20 protein-coding genes are annotated in these 22,067 nt (G+C 74.8%); 7 read left to right on the top strand and 13 right to left on the bottom strand.

Features of this window, described 5'->3' with window-relative positions; genetic code table 11:
• Nucleotides 1–2: 2 nt before the first annotated feature.
• From ACF1AK_RS26515 to ACF1AK_RS26505, 3 genes are all read right to left on the bottom strand, one after another.
• Nucleotides 3–551 (bottom strand): DUF1003 domain-containing protein, encoded by a 549-nt coding sequence (locus tag ACF1AK_RS26515; protein ID WP_391501455.1) that lies wholly within the window; start codon nucleotides 549–551, stop codon nucleotides 3–5.
• Nucleotides 552–627: 76 nt separating this feature from the next.
• Nucleotides 628–1,923: a magnesium transporter MgtE N-terminal domain-containing protein gene (locus ACF1AK_RS26510; protein WP_391501328.1), complete on the bottom strand. Its 1,296-nt coding sequence runs from the start codon at nucleotides 1,921–1,923 to the stop codon at nucleotides 628–630.
• Between the two features lie 170 nt (nucleotides 1,924–2,093).
• Complete coding sequence (locus ACF1AK_RS26505) at nucleotides 2,094–2,654, bottom strand: hypothetical protein (protein WP_391501327.1); 561 nt, start codon at nucleotides 2,652–2,654, stop codon at nucleotides 2,094–2,096.
• Nucleotides 2,655–2,774: 120 nt separating this feature from the next.
• On the opposite strand from ACF1AK_RS26505, the gene ACF1AK_RS26500 reads away from it, so the two are divergent.
• Nucleotides 2,775–3,746, top strand: a complete 972-nt coding sequence (locus ACF1AK_RS26500; RefSeq protein WP_391501326.1) for a DMT family transporter — start codon at nucleotides 2,775–2,777, stop codon at nucleotides 3,744–3,746.
• A 47-nt stretch (nucleotides 3,747–3,793) separates the two neighbouring features.
• On the opposite strand, the gene corA is transcribed toward ACF1AK_RS26500, so the two are convergent.
• A complete protein-coding gene (gene corA, locus ACF1AK_RS26495) occupies nucleotides 3,794–4,915 on the bottom strand; it encodes a magnesium/cobalt transporter CorA (RefSeq protein ID WP_380288663.1) in 1,122 nt (373 codons plus the stop codon).
• A gap of 493 nt (nucleotides 4,916–5,408) precedes the next feature.
• On the opposite strand from corA, the gene ACF1AK_RS26490 reads away from it, so the two are divergent.
• The gene (locus ACF1AK_RS26490) at nucleotides 5,409–6,050 is read left to right on the top strand and encodes a suppressor of fused domain protein (RefSeq protein ID WP_391501325.1); all 642 of its coding nucleotides are present in this window, start codon (nucleotides 5,409–5,411) and stop codon (nucleotides 6,048–6,050) included.
• A 71-nt stretch (nucleotides 6,051–6,121) separates the two neighbouring features.
• Here ACF1AK_RS26490 and ACF1AK_RS26485 read toward each other — a convergent pair whose 3' ends face one another.
• The 5 genes from ACF1AK_RS26485 to ACF1AK_RS26465 all read right to left on the bottom strand — a co-directional run bounded on the left by ACF1AK_RS26485 (nucleotide 6,122) and on the right by ACF1AK_RS26465 (nucleotide 11,313).
• Nucleotides 6,122–6,982 (bottom strand): PHP domain-containing protein, encoded by an 861-nt coding sequence (locus ACF1AK_RS26485; RefSeq protein WP_391501324.1) that lies wholly within the window; start codon nucleotides 6,980–6,982, stop codon nucleotides 6,122–6,124.
• Between the two features lie 99 nt (nucleotides 6,983–7,081).
• Nucleotides 7,082–7,720, bottom strand: a complete 639-nt coding sequence (locus ACF1AK_RS26480; RefSeq protein ID WP_391501323.1) for a DUF6758 family protein — start codon at nucleotides 7,718–7,720, stop codon at nucleotides 7,082–7,084.
• 331 nt (nucleotides 7,721–8,051) lie between these two features.
• The gene (locus tag ACF1AK_RS26475) at nucleotides 8,052–8,198 is read right to left on the bottom strand and encodes a hypothetical protein (protein ID WP_380288655.1); all 147 of its coding nucleotides are present in this window, start codon (nucleotides 8,196–8,198) and stop codon (nucleotides 8,052–8,054) included.
• A 371-nt stretch (nucleotides 8,199–8,569) separates the two neighbouring features.
• The gene (locus ACF1AK_RS26470; protein WP_391501322.1) at nucleotides 8,570–9,457 is read right to left on the bottom strand and encodes an alpha/beta fold hydrolase; all 888 of its coding nucleotides are present in this window, start codon (nucleotides 9,455–9,457) and stop codon (nucleotides 8,570–8,572) included.
• 116 nt (nucleotides 9,458–9,573) lie between these two features.
• A complete protein-coding gene (locus ACF1AK_RS26465; RefSeq protein WP_391501321.1) occupies nucleotides 9,574–11,313 on the bottom strand; it encodes a DEAD/DEAH box helicase in 1,740 nt (579 codons plus the stop codon).
• A 657-nt stretch (nucleotides 11,314–11,970) separates the two neighbouring features.
• On the opposite strand from ACF1AK_RS26465, the gene ACF1AK_RS26460 reads away from it, so the two are divergent.
• Nucleotides 11,971–12,702, top strand: coding sequence for a ferritin-like fold-containing protein (locus ACF1AK_RS26460; protein WP_380288649.1), 732 nt, complete (start codon nucleotides 11,971–11,973; stop codon nucleotides 12,700–12,702).
• A gap of 55 nt (nucleotides 12,703–12,757) precedes the next feature.
• On the opposite strand, the gene ACF1AK_RS26455 is transcribed toward ACF1AK_RS26460, so the two are convergent.
• The 3 genes from ACF1AK_RS26455 to ACF1AK_RS26445 form a co-directional block, all read right to left on the bottom strand.
• Nucleotides 12,758–13,090 (bottom strand): hypothetical protein, encoded by a 333-nt coding sequence (locus ACF1AK_RS26455; protein ID WP_391501320.1) that lies wholly within the window; start codon nucleotides 13,088–13,090, stop codon nucleotides 12,758–12,760.
• Nucleotides 13,091–13,246: 156 nt separating this feature from the next.
• Nucleotides 13,247–13,474 carry a DUF3107 domain-containing protein gene (locus ACF1AK_RS26450; RefSeq protein WP_391501319.1) on the bottom strand — a complete coding sequence of 76 codons (228 nt, stop codon included), beginning with the start codon at nucleotides 13,472–13,474 and terminating at the stop codon, nucleotides 13,247–13,249.
• Between the two features lie 132 nt (nucleotides 13,475–13,606).
• Nucleotides 13,607–14,269: a TetR/AcrR family transcriptional regulator gene (locus ACF1AK_RS26445; protein WP_391501318.1), complete on the bottom strand. Its 663-nt coding sequence runs from the start codon at nucleotides 14,267–14,269 to the stop codon at nucleotides 13,607–13,609.
• 232 nt (nucleotides 14,270–14,501) lie between these two features.
• On the opposite strand from ACF1AK_RS26445, the gene ACF1AK_RS26440 reads away from it, so the two are divergent.
• From ACF1AK_RS26440 to moeZ, 3 genes are all read left to right on the top strand, one after another.
• Nucleotides 14,502–15,431, top strand: coding sequence for an alpha/beta fold hydrolase (locus ACF1AK_RS26440; protein ID WP_391501317.1), 930 nt, complete (start codon nucleotides 14,502–14,504; stop codon nucleotides 15,429–15,431).
• 787 nt (nucleotides 15,432–16,218) lie between these two features.
• Nucleotides 16,219–17,220, top strand: coding sequence for an NAD-dependent epimerase/dehydratase family protein (locus tag ACF1AK_RS26435; RefSeq protein WP_391501316.1), 1,002 nt, complete (start codon nucleotides 16,219–16,221; stop codon nucleotides 17,218–17,220).
• A gap of 240 nt (nucleotides 17,221–17,460) precedes the next feature.
• Nucleotides 17,461–18,639, top strand: coding sequence for an adenylyltransferase/sulfurtransferase MoeZ (gene moeZ, locus ACF1AK_RS26430; RefSeq protein ID WP_380288634.1), 1,179 nt, complete (start codon nucleotides 17,461–17,463; stop codon nucleotides 18,637–18,639).
• Between the two features lie 67 nt (nucleotides 18,640–18,706).
• Here moeZ and ACF1AK_RS26425 read toward each other — a convergent pair whose 3' ends face one another.
• Complete coding sequence (locus ACF1AK_RS26425) at nucleotides 18,707–21,478, bottom strand: flippase-like domain-containing protein (protein WP_391501315.1); 2,772 nt, start codon at nucleotides 21,476–21,478, stop codon at nucleotides 18,707–18,709.
• Nucleotides 21,479–21,621: 143 nt separating this feature from the next.
• On the opposite strand from ACF1AK_RS26425, the gene ACF1AK_RS26420 reads away from it, so the two are divergent.
• A complete protein-coding gene (locus tag ACF1AK_RS26420) occupies nucleotides 21,622–22,029 on the top strand; it encodes an MGMT family protein (protein ID WP_391501314.1) in 408 nt (135 codons plus the stop codon).
• The last annotated feature ends 38 nt before the right edge of the window (nucleotides 22,030–22,067 follow it).

Genomic DNA, 22,067 nt, shown 5'->3' with positions numbered 1-22,067 from the left:
GGTCACAGCATCTCGGGGGCCTCCCGGCGCTCGTCGATCTCCTTGAGCAGCGCCTGGAGTTCGGAGCGGACGAAGTCGCGGGTGGCGACCTCGCCGAGGCCCTGGCGCAGGGCCGCGACCTCGCGCGTCAGGTACTCGGTGTCGGCGATGTTGCGGTCGCTGCGGGCCCGGTCCTGCTCCATGTTGACCCGGTCCCGGTTGTCCTGCCGGTTCTGCGCCAGCAGGATCAGCGGCGCCGCGTAGGAGGCCTGGAGGGAGAGCATCAGGGTCAGGAAGATGAAGGGGTAGTCGTCGAACCGGGCGGCGTCGGGCAGCAGGGTGTTCCAGGCGACCCAGAGGATGATCACCACCGTCATCCAGACGATGAACCGGCCGGTGCCGAGGAAGCGGGCGATCCGCTCGGAGAGCTTGCCGAAGGCCTCCGGGTCGTAGGACGGCAGGGTGATCAGCCCGGGGCGGGCGGTGCGCGGCTGGTCGAGCCGGCTGCGGGGGGCCGGGCCGGTCGCGGCGGCCTCGGCGCGGCGGTCCCGGGCGCCCTCGCGGGCCCGCAGTTCGCGCAACTGGCGCAGCTGGCGCAGCTCGCCCTGGAGCCGCTGGCGCGGGGACTCGTCCCGCCGGCCCTTGCGGTCAGCGTCCACCGGTGACCTCCCTCTCGTCGCTCTCCTCGGCGGGTCCGCCGTGCAGCGCGGCCTCCCGCCAGTCCTCCGGCAGCAGGTGGTCGAGCACGTCGTCCACGGTGACCGCGCCGACCAGGTGGTCCGCGTCGTCGACGACCGGCGCGGCGACGATGTTGTAGGTCGCCAGGTAGCTGGTGATCAGCGACAGCGGGGTGTCCGGCGGCAGCGGGTCGAGGTCGTCGTCGACCAGTGAGCCGACCAGGGTGTAGGGGGGTTCGCGCAGCAGCCGCTGGAAGTGCACGGTGCCCAGGTACTTGCCGGTCGGGGTCTCGTTGGGCGGGCGGCAGACGAAGACCTGCGCGGCGAGGGCCGGCTTGTGGTCGGAGACCCGCACCCGGGCCAGCGCCTCGGCCACCGTGGCGTCCGGCTCCAGGACGATCGGCTCGGTGGTCATCAGACCGCCGGCGGTGTTCTCCTCGTAGGTCAGCAGGCGGCGCACCGGCTCGGCCTCGTCCGGCTCCATCAGCTGGAGCAGCCGCTCCGCCTCGTCGCCGGGCAGCTCGGAGAGCAGGTCGGCGGCGTCGTCCGGGTCCATCGCCTCCAGGATGTCGGCGGCCCGTTCGTCCTTCAGCTTGCCGATGATCTCGACCTGGTCGTCCTCGGGCAGCTCCTCCAGGACGTCGGCGAGCCGTTCGTCGTCGAGCGCGGCGGCGACCTCGGCGCGGCGCTTGGCGGACAGGTGGTGCATGACGCTGGCGAGGTCGGCGGCGCGCAGCTGGTCGAAGGTGGCGAGCAGGTTGGCGGCGCCCTGGTTCTCCTCGGGGAGGGTGAAGCCGGTGACGTCCTGCCAGTCCAGGGTGAGCGTCTCGCCGCGCGCCTTGCGCAGCCGGCCGACCCGGCCGACCTGCACGAAGACCTTGCTGATCTGCCACTCGCGCAGCCGGGTCTGGGTCATCGCGACGTCCAGGACGGTGACGTCCTGGCCGGTCTTGCTCCAGGTGACGGTGCGGTCCAGCAGTTCGGCGAGGACGAGCGTCTCGGCGGGGCGCTGCTCGAAGCGGCGCATGTTGATCACGCCGGTGGTGATCACCTGGCCGGACTCCAGGCTGGTCACCCTGGTCATCGGCAGGAAGATCCGGCGCCGGCCGACCACCTCCGCCACCAGGCCGAGCACCCGGGGCGGGCGGCCGGCGAGGCGCAGGGTGACCACGACGTCCCGGACCCGGCCGACCTGGTCGCCGTTCGGGTCGAAGACGGCGATGCCGGACAGGTGCGAGATGAAGACCCGGTTGCCTGGCCCTGCCATGGACTTCTGGACTCCCTCGCCTCGCTCGACGCCTGGTCGGGCGCGCGGGCACGCCCCGCGGCCAAGGCTACTCGGGCATTCCCGCCCGGGCTCGGTGAAACCGGGCGAATCGGTCGGCGGGGTGGCCGGGGCCGGCGGAAGGAGGGGAGGGGAAGGGAGGGGAGGGGGCGTCAGCCCTTGCGGCGCTTCAGCAGCAGCTTCGGCAGGCCGGCCGGGACCGGGCGGCGGGTGGTGGCCGGGGTGGGCATCGGGGCCGCGACGTGCGAGTCCTGCGGCATCGCGCCGGGCCGCTCGGCGAGTTCGGCGCCCGCCGCACCGGCCGGCTCCAGCCGCAGCACCCGGCACTCGCGGGCCCAGCGGTCGGCGATGGTGTCGGTGTCGGGCGCGTTCAGCCGCTTGCCCTTCAGCTCCTCGACGGCGCCCAGCCAGGCCTCGCCGCCCGGCGCCAGCTCGACCACCCGGGCCGGCCAGCCGGTGAGCCGGCCGCCCTTGTCCTTGCTGCGGACGGTCACCGTCGCGCCCGCGCCGCCGGCCAGCCCGTGCAGCGGCTGCTCGGCGCCGTCGCCGACCACCACCACCGCGCCGTCGTGCCAGGCGTGCCAGAGCGCCCGCGCGTGCTCCTGGCCGTCCGCCCGGACCCAGAGCAGACCGGACTTCTTCGCGGCCTCCTCCAACAGGGCCCGGTCGAGGAAGTCGTCGGCGGTCGCGGCTGCGGCAGGCGTACGGTCCATGGCGCACAGCGTACGGCCTGCGCCGACCGGGCGAGGGTCCGCGGTTCGGTCGACAGTTCCGTGGACGACGCACGGGCCTTACCGTAGGAGCCGCCCCGCACCGCCGACCCGAGGAGCGCCGTGCCCGCCGCCCGGCCCGAGACCGCCGCGCCCGCCGCGCCCGCCCCCGCCCCCGCCTCCGCCGCGGCGCCCGCCCCGGGGTCCGTCGCGCCGGCCGGCCCCGTGCGCCCGCTGCCCAGGACGGACCTGCTGCTGCTCGCCGTCTCCGTCGCGGGCATCTCGCTCTCCGCCCCGCTGATCAGCGCCACCGCCGCGCCCGCCCTGGCCATCGCCTTCTGGCGCAACCTCATGTCGGTCGGGGTGCTCGGCCCCTGGGCGCTGCTGCGCCACCGCGCCGAACTGCGCGCCGTCTCCCGCCGCGCGCTGCTGCTCGCCATGGCGGCCGGCGCCCTGCTCGCCGTCCACTTCGCGCTCTGGATGCCCAGCCTGCGGATGACCTCGGTGGCCTCCGCGACCGCCCTGGTCACCACCACCCCGCTGTGGACCATCGTGCTGATGCGGCTGCTCGGGGTGCGGGCGCCCCGGATGGTGTGGCTCGGCACCGCGGTCGCCTTCGCCGGCGTCCTGGTGCTCACCGGCGTCGACCTCTCGCTCTCGTCGCGCGCCCTGGCCGGTGACGCCCTCGCGCTCGCCGCCGGGCTCGCCGCCGCCGGGTACATGCTGCTCGGCGCCGAGGTCCGGCGCACCGTCAGCACCACCGCGTACACGCTGGTCTGCTACGCCACCACGGCGGTCGTGCTGCTGGTGGTCTGCCTGGCCGCCGGGACGCCGCTGTCCGGCTGGCCCGCCGGGGCCTGGTGGCAGATCGTGCTGCTGATGGTCACCGCCCAGCTGCTCGGCCACTCGCTCAGCAACCGGGTGGTGCGCAGCCTCGGCCCTTCGGTCACCTCGACCGCGATCCTGCTGGAGACCCCGGGCGCCGCGCTGATCGCCGCGCTCTGGCTCGGCCAGTGGCCGCCGGCCGCCGCCTACCCGGCGGTGGTGCTGATCCTGGCCGGCCTGGTCCTGGTCGCCCGCGCCGGCCGGCGGTAGCCGGGCCGCAGGCAGCCCGGCCGGTGGGCAGCAGCCGGGCCGGGGCCCTAGAGCCAGCCGTTGCGGCGGAAGCCCCGGTACATGCCGACGCAGATCAGCACCACGCTGCCGAGCACCATCGGGTAGCCGTACTTGTGGTGCAGCTCCGGCATGTACTCGAAGTTCATCCCGTACACGCCGGTGATCATGGTGGGCACGGCGAAGATCGCCGCCCAGGCGGTGATCTTGCGCATGTCCTCGTTCTGCGCCACCGAGACCTGGGCCAGGTTGGCCTGGAGCAGCGAGTTCAGCAGCTCGTCGAAGCCGTGCACCTGCTCGGTGACCCGGGCCAGGTGGTCGGCGACGTCCCGGAAGTACTTCTGGATCTCCGGGTCGACCAGCCGCTGCAGCGGTTCCGACAGCTGCTGCATCGGCCGCAGCAGCGGCGCCACCGCCCGCTTGAACTCCAGCACCTCGCGCTTGAGCTGGTACACCCGCCCGACGTCGGCGCCCCGCCCGCCCCGGTTGGAGAAGACCTCGAACTCGATCTCGTCCACGTCGTTCTGCAACTGGTCCGCGACCAGCAGGTAGTTGTCCACCACGTGGTCGGCGATCGCGTGCAGCACCGCCGACGGGCCCTTGGCGAGCAGCCCCGAGCCGTCCGCGTCGGCCTCCAGCCGGTGCCTCAGCTCCTTCAGCGAGCTGTGCCCGCCGTGCCGCACGGTGATGACGAAGTCCCGCCCGGCGAACACCATCAGCTCGCCGGTCTCGACCACCTCGCTGGTCGGGGTCAGCTGGTCGTGGTCGACGTACCGGATCGTCCGGAAGACCGCGAACAGCACGTCGTCGTAGCGCTCGACCTTCGGGCGCTGGTGCGCGTGCACCGCGTCCTCGACCGCCAGCGGGTGGAGCCCGAAGCGCTGCGCGATGCCCTCGAACTCCGCCTCGGTCGGCTCGTGCAGCCCGATCCAGCTGAACGATCCTTCACCGTCCGGCAGTTGCTTCGACGCCTTGACCAGCCGGGCCGCCTCGCGCGGGCTGCACGTCTCGCCGTGCCGCTTGCCGTGCTGGTAGACGGCGCAGTCCACCACCGCCGACGGGGTCTCGCCGGGGTGGATGGAGTCGAACAGGGCCGCGGAGCGGCGGCGGTTGGTGCGGACGGCTGCGCGCAGGCTGTTGATCATCGACATGGCTGGCTCCCTGGGGCAGGAACCGCCGCACGACGGCGTGGGGACGGACGGCCGCGGTGCGACGGCGGAGGAACACCGATGGACTCCGGCGCCCACGGCCGTCCTGGGTGCCTTGCCGGGGCACGGGGAACGGAACGGCCGGACGTCGGTGGGGTGCTCTCCCGGCCGGACCGGAGTTCCGCCGTGCGGCCGCACGGGGAGGCTGGGGTCCGCGGTGCTGGGGAGGAGGCCGGCGACTGCCGGGGCCTCTCAGGCCCGCTGTTTCAGCCCGCGCGCCGAGGGGTACGGGGAAGGCGATCGGGCCGGGTAGAGCTGCCGGTACTGCATGGTCGGCTGGTATCCACCGCAACCACCTCCTTCGCGCCGCTGCCCCGCGGGATGGGGATCCCCGGTAGCCAGTCGCTCACACTAACACCCGAGCCGCCTTTGCCGCGCCCGCGTTCACGTAAAGGCCGTGCCAACTGCCCGTGGTGCGCGGGTTACGCTCACCGGCATGGCCCACGACTTCCCGCTCTTCGGCGACCCCTCCGGCGGCAGCCCGCACGGCCCCTCCCGCGCGGCGGTGCTGGCCGCCGTCGAGGCCCGGCTGCTCACCGTCCTCGGCGAACCGAGCGGCCGCGCCGCCGTCACCTTCCTCGGGGCCGACCGCATCGAGGTGCTGCGCTTCGGCCCCGACGCGGAGGGCCTGGTCCGCTACGCCACCCTCGGGATGTCCGCCGCGCCGATGGCCGACCCGGGCGCGGCGGTGGTCGACCAGGTCCGCGGCCCGCGCGCCGAATTGGTCCTGACGATCCGCGGCGGGCGCGACGGCGTGCTCCGGTCGCTGGCCACCTTCGCCGCGACGCCCCAGGTGGAGGGCCTGGTGGTGGCCCCCGGTGGTTCGCTGGACCTCGGCGCCCCGCTCTGGGACGGCGCGCCGTTCACCTCCGTCCTGGCCGCCGAGCCGGGCGGGCTGGTGGAGGACGTGGAGCTGGACGAGCCGGCCGACCCGGTCCGCTTCCTGCCGCTGCTGCCGATGACGCCCAACGAGGCGGGCTGGAAGCGGGTGCACGGCGCGGCGGCCCTCCAGGAGCGCTGGCTCCAGCACGGCACCGACCTGCGCGACCCGCAGCGCCGCGGTGTCCGGCTGGACTGACCCGGCGTCACGGCACACGGCGCCACGGCGCGTGGCGTCACGGTGCAGGGCGCCACGGCGCGTGGCGGTGGTCAGCCGCCGATCGGCTTCGCGCCGGTCGCCTGGTCCACCAGCGCCTCGTAGACGGCCGGGTCGGTGGTGAACTCGCCGAGGCGGACGGTCTTGCGGGCGCCGTGGTAGTCGCTGGACCCGGTGGTCAGCAGCCCCAACTCGGCGGCCAGGCCGCGCAGGTGCTCCCGGGTGGGTTCGTCGTGGTCGATGTGGTCGACCTCCAGCGCGGCCAGCCCGGCCGCCGCGAGGTCGGCGATGACCCGGTCGGAGACGGTCCGCCCGCGCTTGACCGCCCCCGGGTGGGCGAAGACCGGCACCCCGCCGGCCTCCCGGACCAGCCGGACCGCCGTCACCGGGTCGGTCTCGTGCTTGCGGACGTCCGCCCGCCCGCCGTTGGCCAGCCAGTCCGCCGTGAACGCGTCCGACACCGAGGCCACCACGCCCGCCTCCACCAGCGCACTGGCGATGTGCGGACGGCCCACCGAGCCCGCTCCGGCGATCCGCCGCACCTGCTCCCAGCTGATGTCCGCGCCCAGTGCGCGGCAGCGCTCGACGACCGCCCGCCCGCGCCGGAAGCGGTCGGTGCGCACCAGTTCGCGCTCCGCGGCGAAGGCGGGCTCGGCCGGGTCGAAGAGGTAGGCGAGCAGGTGCATCGAGATGCCGTCGACCACGCAGGACAGCTCCGCGCCGGGGACCAGCGTCAGCCGGGTGCCGGGCGGCAGCGCGTGCACCGCGTCGGCCGCCTCGGTGTGGCCCGCCACCGTGTCGTGGTCGGTCAGCGCCACCACGTCCAGCCCGGCCCCGACGGCCGCCGCGACCAGGCCGGCCGGGCTGTCCGTGCCGTCGGAGGCGTTGCTGTGGGCGTGGAGGTCGATGCGCACGGGTGGTGCTCCCTCGGGGGTCGGCGCCGGGCGGCGCTGGCGCCGGCACGGCCTGCCGGCGGGTGACGCCCAGGATAGTGCGACGGGGCCGGGGGAGGGTCAGCCCAGCAGGCGGGGGGAGAGGGCCCCGCAGGGCAGCAGGTCCAGCTCCGCGCCGGCGTCCCGCAGGTCGGTCAGCACCAGTTCGTCGTACATCACCAGCGCCGACTGCTCCGGCCAGGCCACCGCCCAGAGCCAGAGGCCGCGGGCCTCGCCGACGAACACCGCGCGGTCCGCCGGGGCGTCCGGCACGTGGAACATCGGCGTCGGCCGGCCGGCCGCCATCAGCTTGGCGTCGGCGGGCTTGTAGAGGCCGACGGAATCGCCCGGGTCCGGCCCGGACAGGCCCGCGTACCGGGCGCCGAGCCCCACGCCCAGTTCCTCGGCGACCAGCACCAGTTCGCCGAAACCGCCCAGCGGCGCCGGTCCGGAGCAGGCGACGGCGGTGGCGCGGGCCCCCGAGACGTCGTCGCCGACGTGCGCGATCCCGGTGTACAGCCAGCCGACCGGCAGCGGCCAGGGCATCCAGACGGGGACCTGGGAGCGGGCGACGGCGACGCCGAGGGCCTCCACGCTCGGGGGCAGCACCGGCTGCATCGGATGCACGGCGCCGTGCCGGTCGCACTGCCACGTGTCTGAGAACAGACCGGGGGCGCGGACCCGACCGGCGCACCTCGGGCAGCTGGGCTCGCCCCTCATAGCCGTCAACGCTCCTCCCTCCGGACCGCCGCGTCAAGGACGATCACCCGTACGGAGGGCGGTTTCGGCGGCACCTGTCGGTGGCGGGTGCCCGCGCGGCGCGGGGTGGGCGCGGTGCGGGCGGCTCCTGTTGGGAAATGTCCAGCGGGGGGCGGCGGCAAACGTGGGCGGCGCGCGCCGGAGCGGGGCGGCGTGCGGGCCCGGACGCGCTGACGCCCCGTTGTCGCTGCTGCGATGACGGGGCGTCAGTCGGGTATCGGAACGTCCGGGTCGGACGGGCCGGGCTCGTCGGCGGCGGGGGAGTGCTCGGGCTCCCGGGGGCCGCGCCCGGTCAGACGGTCGGGCACGGACGGATGAGCAGGCGTTCGCCGGTGCGGGCGGCGGCCTGGACGAGCTCGCGGACGGTCTCGGCGTCGGCGATGAGGGGGTCGGCGGCGGTGCCGTGGGCGTCGTCCAGTCGGAGGATCTCGAAGCGCATGGGCCTGTCCTTTCCTGGCCCCGTGGAGCGGGGCGGTCGCGGCTGAGTCGGGATCAGCCTCGTCGGGGTGGGTCGGGTCGAGTCGTCGACCGTCCGTTGTCGCGGCAAAGAGGGCTCCCCCCTGCTCGCCAGTGGCGCGTGGCCCCTCGTGAACCACGCTGCGGTGGCGCTGCTACCGGGTCGTTGCCCGTCCGTGAAGTCCTGGTTTCGGATGGATCGCGTCGACGGAACGCCGACGGCACTGTCGACGATGTTTCCAGGACCGAATCAAATATTACCGCAACTAACGAATTTTGTCGCCCCTCTTGTACCAGGGGCCGGCGGGGGACGTCGAGGCGGGGCCCCGGTATCGGCCCGGAAGGACCGGTGGATCAGCCCCAGAAGTCCAGCAGGGCCTCGGCGGTGGCGGCCGGCCGCTCGGCGTTGGGGGAGTGCCCGGCGTCGGCCACCACGACCCGGCGGGCGCCCAGCCGCCGCGCCATCGCGGTCTGCTCGGGCACCGGCCACGCGTAGTCCCGCACCCCGGAGACCACCAGGGCGGGCAGGCCGCCCGCGACGACGGCGGCCAGCTCGTCCGCCCGGTCCGGCGCGGCGACCAGGTGGCCGCCGGTGGTGATCAGCGCCTGCGGCACGTTCGCCAGCCAGCGGCGGTGCAGGAACCCGGCCACCTCGGGGGAGGGGCGGCGGGCGCGGTCCCCGCCGCCCTCCTCCATCTCCTGCATCACCTGCCAGATCTCCTCCAGGCCCATGGTGGGCAGGGCGCCGATCAGCAGCCGGGTCCGCTCCGCCTCGGCCGGGTCGATCGCCCCGGGGCCGGTGGACATCAGGGTCAGCGACGCCCACGGCGGCGCCGCGCCGTCCGCGGCTTCGGCCAGCACCGCTTCGCGGACCACGTGACCGCCGAAGGAGTGGCCCAGCAGGTGCGGCGGCCCGGCGGCGTCCCCGGCCCGCAGCGCGGCGCCGAGCGCCCGCACGTCCGCGCCCAGCGCGGCCACCGTGTAGGCGGCCGGGTCCTGCGGTCCGCCGGTCTCGTACTGCCCGCGCTGGTCGACGGCGGTCACCCGGTAGCCGGCCGCGGCCAGCGGCTCCAGCAGCGCGATGAAGTCCTCCTTGCTGCCGGTGAAGCCGGGCACCAGCAGCGCCGAGCCGCGCACCGTCCCGGCGGGCTCCGCCCGCAGCGCCGCGAACTCCCCGCGCGCCGTCACCACCCGCAGCGCACGCGCACAGGGCGGGAGGGCGAGGAACGGCGGCATGCTCATGGACGGACCTCCGGCGACCGGCGCGAACGGGCGGGTGGCCCCGAGCTTAGGGCGTCGCGCGGGAACGCCGCAGGGGCGGCCCGGGAGTCCGGGCCGCCCCTGCGCGGGACTGCGGATCAGCTCTCCGGGGCCGCCTCGGGGGCGGCCGCCGGGCGGCGGGTGCGGGTGCGGGTGCGCTTCGGCTTCTCCTCGGCCGGGGCCTCGGCGGCGGTCTCGGCCGGGGCGGCGGTCACGGCCTCGGCCGGGGCCTCGGCCTTCGCCCGCGAACGGGTGCGGGTGCGCTTGGGCTTCTCCTCGGCCGGGGCCTCGGCGGCGGCCGGCTCGACGACGGCGGCCTCCGCGACGGCGGTGGCGACGGCCTCGGCGGCCGCGCCCTCGCCCGAGGCCGGACCGCGCGAGCGGCGGCGGCGGCGGCGCGGCGCCGACTCGCCCTCGGTGCCCTCGACGGCGGTGGCGGCCGGAGCCTGCGGCGCGGCGGGCGCGACGGGCGCCCCCTCGACGGCGTCCACGACCCCGTCGACCGAGGCACCCCGGCGGGTGCGCCGGCGCTCACGGGGCTTGCGGGCCGGCTTCTCCTCGGCCGCGGCCGGCTCGGCGGCCGCGGGCCGGCCGGAGCCGCTGCGCCCGCCGCGTCCGCGCCCGGCGGAGCGCGAACCGCGCCCGCCGGTCTCGCCGAGGTCCTCGACCTCCTCCGCGCCGAGCCCGGCCCGGGTCCGCTCCGAGCGCGGCAGGATCCCCTTGGTCCCCGGCGCGATCTTCAGCAGCTCGTACAGGTGCGGCGAGGTGGAGTAGGTCTCCTCCGGCTCGTTGAACGGCAGGTCCAGCGCCTTGTTGATCAGCTGCCAGCGCGGGATGTCGTCCCAGTCGACCAGGGTGACGGCGGTGCCCGAGGCGCCGGCCCGGCCGGTGCGGCCGATCCGGTGCAGGTAGGTCTTCTCGTCCTCGGGGCACTGGTAGTTGATCACGTGCGTGACGCCCTCGACGTCGATGCCGCGGGCCGCGACGTCGGTGCAGACCAGCACGTCGACCTTGCCGTTGCGGAACGCCCGCAGCGCCTGCTCACGGGCGCCCTGGCCGAGGTCGCCGTGCACCGCGCCGGCCGCGAAGCCGCGCTGGGTCAGCTGGTCGGCGACGTCGGCGGCGGTCCGCTTGGTGCGGCAGAAGATCATCGCCAGCCCGCGGCCCTCGGCCTGCAGGATGCGCGAGACCATCTCCACCTTGTCCAGCGAGTGGGCGCGGAAGATGTGCTGCTCGATGTTGGCGACGGTGGTGCCGGTGTCGTCCGGCGCGGCGGCGCGAATGTGCGTCGGCTGGCTCATGTACCGGCGGGCGAGGCTGATGACCTGGCCCGGCATGGTCGCCGAGAACAGCAGGGTCTGCCGCTTGGCCGGCAGCATGGTGATGATCTTCTCGACGTCCGGCAGGAAGCCGAGGTCGAGCATCTCGTCGGCCTCGTCCAGGACCAGCGAGCGGACCTCGGAGAGGTTCAGCTTCTTCTGGCCGGCCAGGTCGAGCAGACGGCCGGGGGTGCCGACGACGATGTCGACGCCCTTCTTCAGCGCCTCGACCTGCGGCTCGTAGGCCCGGCCGCCGTAGACGGCGAGCACCCGCACGTCGCGGACCTTGCCGGCGGTCTGCAGGTCGTTGGTGACCTGGGTGCACAGCTCGCGGGTCGGCACGACGATGAGCGCCTGCGGGCAGTCGGAGAGGTCCTCCTCCTGCGCGCGCCCGGCGTCGACGTCGGCCCGCACGACGACCCGCTCGATCAGCGGGAGGCCGAAGCCGAGGGTCTTGCCGGTGCCGGTCTTGGCCTGGCCGATGACGTCGTGGCCGGTCAGCGCGACCGGCAGGGTCATCTCCTGGATCGGGAAGGGATGGACGATGCCGACGGACTCCAGGGCCTCGGCGGTCTCCGGGAGGATTCCCAGGTCCCGGAAGGTCGTCTTCGTGGGTTCAGCGGTGGTGGACAGGGTGCTGCCTCTTCCGTGTGGAGGGGCCGAGAGCGAGCGGCGGGCGGGCAGCCGCGCGGCTGCGTACGGGCCTGGACGGCCCCGAATACAGCTGCGCGGACGCACAACCGCGCCGGTCCCTGCGGCCGGCCGGTGCGCGCGGCCCGGTCAAGGGGGCGCGTCGTCGGCGGCGTCGGGGAGGATTCCCGTGAGGGACCTGCGCGGGACCTGCGCCGGCTGGCGCGGTCTCGGCGGCCCTCGCTCGGCCACTGATGCGGTGCCAAGGCTTGAAGTCCAAGCCCTGGTCGGAGCCGATCGGCTCTCCGACCGGGCATCCGCGTACGTTGAGTACCCGGCTTCCGCGCGGCGCGTCCTTCGGGGACGGAGTCGCTGCGGAGCGGGCTTGCCCGGCACACCGAGACGGCGGTGACACCGTGCGAGCACGACGGGCCTCCGTACCACCATACAGTCACCCGACGACTCGAACACGTGACGCGGACGACATCGCAGGTCGGAGGGGTGGAAGAGGTGTCCCGGGACGGACCGGCACTAAGGTGGCGGGTCATGGAGAACCGTGGTGAGACGCAGGACGACGTGGCGGCCGGCTCGATCGGCGACTGGGCCGCCTGCTCGGCCGATCCGGGCTACCGGGCCGCCGTACTGGACCTGCTCGGCGCCCTCGCGTACGGCGAGCTGAGCGCCTTCGAGCGGCTCGCCGAGGACGCCAAGCTCGCTCCCGACCTGGCCGACAAGGCGGCGCTGGCCCGGATGGCCAGCGCCGAGTTCCAGCACTACCAGCGGCTGCACGACCGGCTCGCCGAGATCGGCGCCGACCCGCAGGAGGCGATGCGGCCGTTCGTCGAGCCGCTGGAGCTCTTCCACCGGATGACCGCGCCCTCGGACTGGCTGGAGGGCCTGGTCAAGGCGTACGTCGGCGACGCCATCGCGACCGACTTCTACCGCGAGGTGGCCGTCCGGCTCGACGACGACACCCGTGACCTGGTCCTCGGCGTCATGTCCGACACCGGGCACGCGCAGTTCGCCGTCGACAAGGTCCGCCGGGCCATCGAGGCCGACCCGCGGGCCGGCGGCCGGCTCGCCCTGTGGGGCCGGAGGCTGATGGGCGAGGCGCTCAGCCAGGCGCAGCGGGTGGTCGCCGAGCGCGACGCGCTGTCCAACCTGCTGGTCGGCGGCGTCCGGGTGCAGGGCTTCGACCTGGTCGAGGTCGGCAAGATGTTCAACCGGATCACCGAGGCGCACACCCGGCGGATGGCGGCGCTCGGCCTGGCCTCCTGACCCGGGTCCCGTCCCGGGCCGCCGTCCCGGACCGGGTCCGCCGCGGACCGGCCGCTCAGGCGTGCCGGTGGCGCCGGGGCGTGCCCGTCCGGTGCGCGCCCGTCCGGGACGGGCGGTGGCGGTGCGCCGGCGCCCGCCCGGCGGCGAGGTCGGGCCGGGCCAGCACCGAGGTGAGCAGGGCCGAGGCGACCGCCGAGACGGCGATGCTCGCCGCCGGGTACCGGCCGTCCAGGGCGAAGTGCGCGATCACCCCGGCGAGCAGCGCCGAGACCAGGGCCGTGCCCGGCACCAGCGCCCGCGCGTCCCGGAAGTGGGCGGGCCAGGACAGCAGCGCGGCGGCGGCGACCACCACGCCGACGAGCGCGAAGGCGAACGTCTCGACCAGCAAGGATGCCTCCCCGGGGTACGGGCGCCCGGCGCGGCCGGCCGCACTGTCGCCGTACCCCCGCCGCCGCCGCCGTACACCCCGCCCCGCCCGCACCCGGGAACGACGGTGCCCCGCCCCCTCGGCCGAGGGAGCGGGGCACCGGACGAGGCCCGTGGCTCAGAGCGTGCCGAAGCCGACCTTGCGCGCGGCCGGCTCGCCGATCTCCACGTACGCCAGGCGGTCGGCCGGGACGATGATGCGACGGCCGTGCTCGTCGCTCAGGGAGAAGAGCTTCTCGGTGCCCTCCAGCGCCTTCTCGACCGCGTTCTGGACCTCATCGGCAGTCTGCGAGCTCTCGATCACGATCTCGCGGGGCGCGTTCTGCACGCCGATCTTGACCTCCACGGCTTCCGTCCCTCCGGGGTTGCAGCCATCCACGCGCGGTCACCGCACCGCCTGGGACAGGCGGGCCCGGCGACCGCGCCGTACGGCTTCACCTTAGAGCACCGGATCGGCACCCCGGCGAAGATCCACGGGTCACCGGCCGGCGGCCGGGGCCTCCGGGGAGTCGGTGTTCGGGTGCATCGGGAAGCCCTTGAGCCCGCGCCACGCCAGGCTGGCGACCAGCCGGACCGCCTCGTCGCGGGGGATCTCCAGGCCCTGCGACAGCCAGTACCGGGCGGTGATCTGGGCCAGGCCGCAGACGCCCGCGGCCAGCAGCTTGGACTCCGCCTCCGGCAGGTCGGTGTCCTCCTGGATCACCTTGCTGACCAGCGTCGCACTGGCCTCGGCGGCCCGCTCGACCCGCTCCCGCACGGCCGGCTCGTTGGTCAGGTCCGACTCGAAGACCAGCCGGAAGGCACCCGACTCGCTGGAGACGTAGTTGAAGTACGCCTCCATCGTCGCGGCCACCCGCAGCTTGTTGTCGGTCGTCGTCTCCAGGGCCTCGCGGGTGGAGTCGACCAGCGCGTCGCAGTGCTTGTCCAGCAGCGCCAGGTAGAGCTCCAGCTTCCCGGGGAAGTGCTGGTAGAGGACCGGCTTGCTCACCCCGGCACGGTCGGCGATGTCGTCCATGGCGGCCGCGTGGTAACCCTGCGCGACGAACACCTCCTGGGCGGCACCGAGCAGTTGTTCACGGCGGGCGCTTCGCGGCAGGCGGGCACCGCGCGGGCGCTCCTGCGCCTCCTGGATGGCCGTCACGGCGCTCCTCACTTCACGGGTCGTACGGGGTCGGCAAGATGACCGATTCTACTTTCGGGTAACCGCGTTCGCGCTTGCCAGGCACGAGAAAAGCGGCGGCCCCCCTTGTCAGGTGCCCACAATACGGCGCCCACCACGGCCGTCGGCAGTGCTGCGCACCGGGCAGTGGGCGCCCCCGCGGCACCGTGGCGACCTGGGCCGCGGCGGCACCGGCTCACTACCATCGTCCCCCATGGACAGCGCTGAGCAGCAGATACTCCCGGAACCGGCCGCCCTGGCACCGCTGCGCACCGTCGAGGTGGCCGGCACCGCCCTCGCCGTGCACCGGTCCGCCGGGGACCCCGGCCCGGGCGGCGGACGGGAACCGGCGCTCTTCGTGCACGGGCTCGGCGGCTCGGCCGCCAACTGGACTGAGCTGATGGCCCGGCTCGCCGGACACCTCGACGGCGAGGCCCTGGACCTGCCCGGCTTCGGCGACTCCGCCCCGCCCGCCGACGGCAACCTCGGCCTCTCCGGGCACGTGCGCGCCGTCATCGGCTACCTGGAGGCCACCGGCCGCGGCCCCGTCCACCTCTTCGGCAACTCGCTGGGCGGAGCCGTCGCCGTCCGGCTCGCCGCGCTGCGCCCCGACCTCGTCCGCAGCCTCACCCTGGTCTCGCCCGCCCTGCCCGAACTGCCCCCGCAGCGCACCGCCTGGTCCGCCGGACTGCTCGGCGTCCCCGGCCTGCCCGCGCTGCTGCGCCGGCTGCCCTCCGGCCGGCGCAGCCCCGAGGAGGTCACCGACGACCTGCTGCGGCTCGTCTGGGGCGACCCCGGCCGTCTCTCCGCGGCCGCCCGCGCCGGGGCGCTCGCCGAGTACCGGCGGCGCGCGGAGCTGCCCCACGCGATGCCGGCGCTGGCGGGCTCGGCGCGCGGCATCGTCTCCGCCTACACCGAGCGCGGCGAGCAGGCGCTCTGGCGGCAGGCCGCCCGGGTGAAGGCCCCCGTCCTGCTGGTCTACGGGCTGCGCGACAAGCTCGTCGCCTACCGTTCCGCCCGCCGGGCCTTCGCCGCCTTCGCGGACTGCCGGCTGCTGGTGCTCCCGGAATCCGGGCACGTCGCCATGATGGAGCACCCCGACGCCGTGGCCCGTGCGGTGCTCGAACTGCTCGGGCGGGCCTGACGCCGGCGCCGCCCGGCGCGGGGGGTCGGCGGGACACCCCGTGAGCGGCGCCCCTTAACGCCGTCATCGGGACGAGGTCACTCCGGTTCACTCGTTCAGGTGGCAGCCAGGCATGTGACCGATGGATTGCCCCGGGCCGGACCTACCTTTCTGCTGTCGGACCGAACAGGTGTGGGGGGAACCGCGCCCGCCGGCGAAGCCGGAGGGCGGCCGCGCGAGGGACGCCGGCGCCCGGTGGCGGCCGCCGGCCCGGCCGCGGTGCCTCGGGCGGACCGCCTCCCCCCGCCCCGCCGCGGGCCGCCGCCGCCGAGCGCGCACCGCCCGCTCGGCCCGCCAGGTCCGCCCGGCCGTCCGTCGAACCGCTCTGCTCTGGAGGTCCCCCGTGCGCGTAGCACTGCTCACCGAGGGTGTGCGTCCGCACGCCGCCGGTGGTACCGGCGACCGGGGCGAGCGGCCGGGGGACGGCCGGACCGGGCACGACCGCGGGCGGTACGGCCGCACCGGGGGACCCGCCCCGGCGGGCCGGGGGAGCGGCGGGTGACGGCGGCGCCGGTGCCGGCGCCGCACCTGGCGGTACCGGCCGCGCCCGGCTTCGCGGCGCTCGCGGTGCCGACCGCCCTCGCGCCGCCCCCGGGGCCGGTCCGGCCGTCCGGGCCCCTCGGCCGGGATCCTGTCCGCCCTCCCGCCGTTCCTGCTGTTCCCGTGGTTCCCGCTGTTCCCGCTGTTCCCGTAGTTCACTCGGACCGCCAGGCCGCTCCCCGGCCCGGCTTCGTGGAAGGACGCCCCGATGAGGGTGCTGCTGCTGGGCGCCGACGGCTTCATCGGCCGTCGGGTCACCGACCGCCTGCTCGTGGATCCGGAGTTGCAGGTGACGGTGCTCGGCCGGCGTGACTCCGCCGACATCCGTTTCGACCTCACCACCGGCAGCCCGGGGGCGCTGGCCCGCTTCCTGGACGCGGTCGCGCCGCAGGTGGTGATCAACTGCGCGGGCGCCACCTACGGCAGCTCGCGCACCCTGATCCGGGCCAACACGCTCGCCGTGGCGACGGTCTGCGAGGGCATCCGGCGCAGCCGGGAGCCGGCCCGGCTGGTGCACGTGGGCTCGGCGGCCGAGTACGGGCCGGTGCCGGGCGGGGTCCCGGTGGCGGAGAGCGCCGAGCCCCGCCCGGTGGGCCCGTACGGGGTGTCCAAGCTGGCCGGCACGGAGCTGGTGCTGGCCTCGGGACTGGACGCGGCGGTGCTGCGGGTGTTCGACGTGGTGGGGCCGGGGGCGCCGACCGCCTCGCTGTTCGGGCGGCTGGCGGAGGGCCTGCGGCGGGCGCTGGAGCGCGAGGAGTCCCAGGTGCGGATGCCGGACCTGTCCGGATACCGGGATTTCGTGGACGTCCGGGACGTCGCGCGGGCGATCCAGGCGGCGGCGGTGTCGGCCGCGACGGGGGTGATCAACATCGGCAGCGGGCACGCCGTCCGGGCCCGTGAGGCGGCCCAGCTGCTGGTCCGGGCGTCCGGCTTCGAGGGGGCCGTCGTGGAGGAGAACCGGCAGGTCGTGCTGCCCGCGCAGGCCGGCGGACCGGTCGAGCACGTGCCGGGGCACGTGCCCGCGCACCACGTGCCGGGGCACCGTCCGGCGGAGCCCCGGCCGGGGGAGGGCCGGGCGGCCCCGGGAGAGCCGGTGCCGTGGCGGCAGGCGGACGTGCGCACCGCCCGGGACCGTCTCGGCTGGCGGACACAGGTGCCGCTGGAGGAGTCGCTGGGGGACGTCTGGCTGGAGACGGCCTGCCGGGTCTGAGCCCCGGCGGCAGCTCCCGCGCAGGCCTGCGACAGGCCCCGGACGCCCCGGAGGGGGCCGGTCCGGGGCCTGTTCCGTGGTCCCACCATCCGGCTCGGGGCGTCTCGCCCATCGGACGAGCTGTCTCGGAATAGCGGGGCGGCGTGACACTGTTGGCGTAGCAGAGCCACTGCGGTGGCGGAGCAACAAGCCCCTAGAGGTTGGCCCTGGCCACCTGAACCGACGACCATCGGAGTCCCCGTGTCGCTGCCACCCCTGGTCGAGCCGGCCGACGAGCTCACCGTTGACGAGGTCCGCAGGTACTCCCGCCACCTGATCATCCCCGACGTGGGCATGGCCGGGCAGAAGCGGCTGAAGAACGCCAAGGTGCTCTGTGTCGGCGCCGGCGGCCTGGGCTCGCCGGCGCTGATGTACCTCGCGGCGGCCGGTGTGGGCACGCTCGGGATCGTCGAGTTCGACGTGGTCGACGAGTCGAACCTGCAGCGCCAGATCATCCACGGCCAGTCGGACATCGGCCGCTCGAAGGGCGAGTCGGCGCGGGACTCCGTCAAGGAGATCAACCCCTACGTCGACGTCATCCTGCACGAGGAGCGGCTCGACAACTCCAACGTCCTGGAGATCTTCTCCGGCTACGACCTGATCGTGGACGGCACCGACAACTTCGCCACCCGTTACCTGGTGAACGACGCCGCGGTGCTGCTCGGCAAGCCGTACGTGTGGGGTTCGATCTACCGCTTCGACGGCCAGGCGAGCGTCTTCTGGGCCGAGCACGGCCCCTGCTACCGCTGCCTCTACCCGGAGGCGCCGCCGCCGGGCATGGTCCCGTCCTGCGCCGAGGGCGGCGTGCTGGGCGTGCTGTGCGCCTCGATCGGCTCGATCCAGGTCACCGAGGCGATCAAGCTGCTGGCCGGGGTCGGCGACCCGCTGGTCGGCCGGCTGATGATCTACGACGCCCTGGAGATGAACTACCGCCAGGTGAAGGTCCGCAAGGACCCGAACTGCGCGGTCTGCGGCGAGAACCCGACCGTCACCGAGCTGATCGACTACGAGGCCTTCTGCGGCGTCGTGTCGGAGGAGGCGCAGGCCGCGGCCGCCGGTTCGACGATCACCTCCAAGCAGCTCAAGCAGTGGCAGGACGAGGAGGAGGACATCTTCCTCATCGACGTCCGCGAGCCCGGCGAGTACGAGATCGTCAACATCCCCGGCGCGGTGCTGATCCCGAAGAACGAGTTCCTGATGGGCAACGCGCTGGAGCAGCTGCCGCAGGACCGGAAGATCGTGCTGCACTGCAAGTCGGGCGTCCGCTCGGCCGAGGTGCTGGCCGTGGTGAAGTCGGCCGGCTTCGCCAACGCCGTCCACCTGGGCGGCGGCGTGCTCGGCTGGGTCAACCAGATCGAGCCGCACAAGCCGGTGTACTGACCCACCGCGTCCGACCCCGCGCAAGGGCCCGCTCCGGCGGGCCCTTGCGCGTGTCCGCGGACGTCTCCTAGAGCGCGCCCTTGCGCTGGAGCACGTTGTAGGAGATCCAGCCGGGGAGCACCGGCAGCCAGAAGGTGAGCGCCCGGTAGAGGAAGACCGCCGGGGTGGCGACGGCCGGCGGCACGTCGGCGACGGTGAGCGCGCCGATCAGCGCGACCTCGACCGGGCCGATGCCGCCGGGGGTGGGGATGGCGGAGCCGGCCGCGTTGGCGGTCAGGAAGACCACGGCGACCGCCGAGAAGGAGATCGAGCCGCCGAAGGCCTGCACCGAGGCGTCCAGGCAGGCGGTGAAGGAGAGCGTCAGCAGCAGGATGCCGCCGAAGCCGGTGATCAGCTTGCTGGGCGTCTGCATCAGGTCGAGCATCCGGGGCACCACGCCGAAGAACAGCGAGCGCAGCCGGTTCAGCACGAAGCGCCGCAGCGGGGCGACCGCCGCGACCACCAGGGCCAGCACGGCGGCGCTCAGCACGCCGATGATCACCGCCCGGGAGGCGGAGAGGTCGCCGTTGGTCTGGCTGCCGGTGATGAGGCCGAAGCTGAACAGCAGCAGCAGGTGCCCGGCCAGGCCGGCCAGCTGGGAGGCGCCGACCGAGGCGACCGCCTGGCCGGAGCGGATGCCCGCCTTCTGCAGGTAGCGGGTGTTCAGCGCGATGCCGCCGATCGCGGCCGGGGCGACCAGCTTCACGAACGACCCGGCGAGCTGGGCGGCCACGGTGCGGCGGAAGGGCAGCTTCTCCGGGACGAAGCCGGTCAGGCTCATCGACGCGGCGACGTAGGAGAACGCGGCCGCGGCCAGCGCCAGCGCCGCCCAGGCCCAGTTCATCTGGGAGAGCTTGAGCTGCGCGGGCTTGACGGTGGTCAGCGTCAGGTAGGCGGCGAAGGTGAGCGCGACCACCATGATCAGGCTCTTCGGCTTGAGCCGCTCCAGCTTGGCCGGCTCCATCGGCGCCTCGGGCGCGATCTGCAGGATCTGCGCGCGGATCCGGCTGAGCAGGTCCTCGCCGGCGGCGGCGATGTCCTCCTCGGCCTGCTGCTGGGTGCGTTCCCCGGCGGCGACCTGCTCCAGGGCCCTGGCCTGGGCGGCGGCCTTGCGCTCCTTGGTGACCTTCTTCAGGTCGACACGGGTCGAGCGGCTCATGCCGACCGGCTGCAGCAGCGGCAGCGACTGGGCGACCCGCTCGGCGCCGAGCACCGCGTTGGCGGTGGCGACCGTCCGCTCGGGGCCGACCCGCAGCGCGAAGGTGGTGAGCAGCTGGGCGACGTCGATGCGCAGGGTGAGGTCGGTGGCGGCGATGTCGCCGCCGGAGAGGTTGACCAGGCAGGCCGTCTTCTCGTCGACGACCAGCAGCGACTCGCCGGTGAGCCGGCGGTGGGCGATCCGGCGCTCGTGCAGGGCGGCGACCGACTCCCACAGCGAGGCCATCACCTGGTCGGTGACCTCCTCGTCGGCGAGGTCGTCCAGGGTGCGGCCCTCGACGTTCTCGTAGACCAGGATCGCGGCGTCCGGGCCCAGCTCGGAGGTGGCGACCAGCTGCGGGGCGCGGGCCCCGGAGGCGGCGGCCGCGTAGGCGATCAGCGCCTCCTGCTCCAGCGCCTGGCGCAGCGACTGCGGGCTGCGCCGCACGGCCACCGAGCGCAGCCGCAACCGGCGCCAGGCCCGGTAGAAGAAGCCGGAGGCCTGCTGCTCGCGGTCGACGATGTGGACGTCCAGCGGCGGTCCGCTCTGCTGGGCGACCAGGTAGCGGCGGGTGCCGCCCGGGGCGTCGGGGGCGCGGTGGGCGCTGGCCGGGGTGAAGCCGACCTTGCGCAGGCCGATCATCAGATGCTGGCCGGTGGGGCGGATGTTCGGCGAGCCGATCGCGTAGAGGGTGCCGTAGGCGACGGACCAGCCGATCAGTACGGTGAGCAGCAGGGACAGCGGGGTGGTGTAGCCGCCGAGCAGCTCGGTGATGCCGCTGAAGACGACCACCACCCACAGGGCGACCCGCCACCGGGGTCTGCTCGACATGCCGACCGCCGTCATGTAGGCGATCACCGGGGCGAGGTAGCCGTGCACCGGGTCGGTGAGGGTGCCGACGGAGTCCAGCGGGAAGCGGGTCAGGGCGTCGCGGATGTGGTCGGAGGCGCCCTCGGCGACCCACCAGTCGATGCCCAGCGAGACGCCGTAGGCCAGCACCGAGGCGAGCACGCCGTCGGCGACCCGCAGGCCGTCGCGTTTGATCAGCCGCTCGACGGCGAAGGCGAGCGGGACGGCCAGCACCGCGACGTTGGAGACCAGGCCGGTGATGGTGGAGAGCACCGGGGAGAAGCGGGGCGCGTTCTCGGCGATGTCGATCTCGATGCCGGTGGTGGTCGAGGTCGCCACCCCGGCGAGCACGAAGACCGCGACGATGCCGAAGACGCCGGCCAGGAAGCGGATGAGGTCGGAGGGCCGGTGCGCGCGGGCGGCGAGCAGCGGCTCGTCGACGTCCAGGTGCGGGGTGTCGTCCAGCGGGTCGCTCCCGGCGCGCGGCCCGGGGGCGCCGGGGGCCGCGGGCTCGGCGGGCTCGGCGGGTTCGGGGGCGGCCTCGGGAGCGGGCCCGGGAACGGACGGCTGGGCGGGTACGACGGCGGGGGCCCCGGTCGCTGGGCCGGCCGGCTGAGGGCTCTTGATCGTCGGGTCCTTGATCAGGGAGACTTCCGGTGGTGCTTCGGCGGTGGCGTCGCCGCCACCTGCGGGCATGCCGTCGGAGGACTCGTCGGAGCCCTCGTCCACGCCCACGTCAGCCGTCCCGGTCATCTGGTCTTGTCCTCGTATCACCACTCACCGCCCCGAAGATGGTGGCATGTCTCGCCGCCCCGTGCTGGACAGGGGCCGGATCGGGCGCGGCGGATCCGCCGCCCCGGGGCCGCCGGCCGGCCGGATGCGGAAGAATGCCGCAGGTGACGGACGCCCCTGACGACGCCGGCCCCGGCGAGCTGCCGCCCTTCGCCGACCTCGTGCTCGACCTGGCCGAGCGGATTCCACCCGGCCGGGTGATGACGTACGGCGACGTCGCGGAGTACCTCGGCCAGGGCGGCCCCCGGCAGGTCGGCCGGGTGATGGCCCTGTACGGCGGCGCCGTGCCCTGGTGGCGGGTGATCCGCGCCGACGGCCGGATGCTGCCCGGCCACGAGCACCGCGCCCTCGCCCACTACGGCGAGGAGGGCACCCCGCTGCGCGACCTCGCCGACCCGCCCCGGGTCGACCTGCGGCGCGCCCGCTGGGACGGCCGGCCCGCCCCCGGCCGGGCGGGCCGGGGATCTCGCGGAACCCCGTGCGCGGACGGGAATGACGGGGCAGGATCGTAGGCTCGAACACGGCGGGCCCCCGGCGGGCCCGCCCGCAG

This window comes from Kitasatospora sp. NPDC015120, from assembly GCF_043080305.1.
GTDB lineage: Bacteria > Actinomycetota > Actinomycetes > Streptomycetales > Streptomycetaceae > Kitasatospora.
The sequence above is the reverse complement of the archived record's forward strand: the minus strand, read 5'-3'. Positions and strand labels throughout refer to the sequence as shown.